At 55.7% G+C, this 1,037-nt stretch carries 1 protein-coding gene; it reads left to right on the plus strand.

The window, feature by feature from the left end:
* A partial coding sequence (locus tag B2246_RS00475) for an IS5 family transposase (protein ID WP_286964010.1) occupies window positions 1-892 on the plus strand: 892 nt, incomplete at its 5' end.
* Between the last annotated feature and the right edge of the window lie 145 nt (window positions 893-1,037).

Raw genomic sequence — 1,037 nt, forward strand, 5'->3', positions numbered from 1 at the left:
CCTGCTGGATGCCCTGTCGCCCTCGTATTACCCAGACGCTGCCGGCAAGCGTGGCCGTCCACCGACTCCACTGGCACGCATGCTGCGAATCTACTTCTTGCAGCAGTGGTACGGCCTGGCTGATGAGGCCCTTGAGGATGCGATTTACGACAGTCAGGCGATGCGTGATTTCGTTGGTATCGATCTCTCCATCGAAAGCGTGCCGGATGCCACAACACTGCTGCGTTTCCGCCACCTGCTGGAAAGGCATTCGCTGACGCAACGGATCTTCGAAGAGATCAACGCCACTCTGGCAGAACGTGGTTTGTTCATGCGCGAAGGGACCATTGTCGATGCCACCATCATTGCCGCTGCACCTTCTACCAAGAACAAGGCCAAGCAGCGTGATCCGGCGATGAAGCAGACACGCAAAGGCAACCAGTGGTATTTCGGCATGAAAGCCCATATCGGTGTTGATGCAGCAACCGGCCTGACGCACAGCGTGGTAACCACTTCGGCCAATCAGGCGGACATCACGGTAGCCGAGCAGCTACTACGTGACGACAAAGAGCCTGTTTATGCCGATGCCGGGTACACGGGTCTGGGCAAACGTCTTGCTGAGGATGGCAACACGCTCCCTCCGCTGCGGATAGCTACACGGCGCAGCACCATCAAGAAAATGGAAGATGGCCCGGAGAAGCAGATCAAGCAACGCATTGAGCACTGCAAGGCGAGCATCCGTGCCAAGGTGGAACACCCGTTCCATGTGATCAAGAATCTGTTTGGCCACCGCAAGGTACGCTACCGGGGCATGGAGAAGAATCAGGCCCAGCTGTTCAGTCTGTTTGCGCTGGCCAATCTGGTATTGGCAAAGCGGTGTTATGCAACGACTGATGGGGTTATTGCGTCTTGAACCCCTGTAATGGGGTGAAAACAGGCCAAAATGGCCGGAATTGAAGGCGATTTTTGGGGCATTGTCGCCAAGAACAGGCTGGTTGCATCAAAAACTCAGTTGATCGGCGCGGGTGATGCGCAAATCTGATTTGATCAGCGTTTCC

The organism is Cupriavidus sp. UBA2010, assembly GCF_002335265.1.
Classification (GTDB): domain Bacteria; phylum Pseudomonadota; class Gammaproteobacteria; order Burkholderiales; family Burkholderiaceae; genus Cupriavidus; species Cupriavidus metallidurans.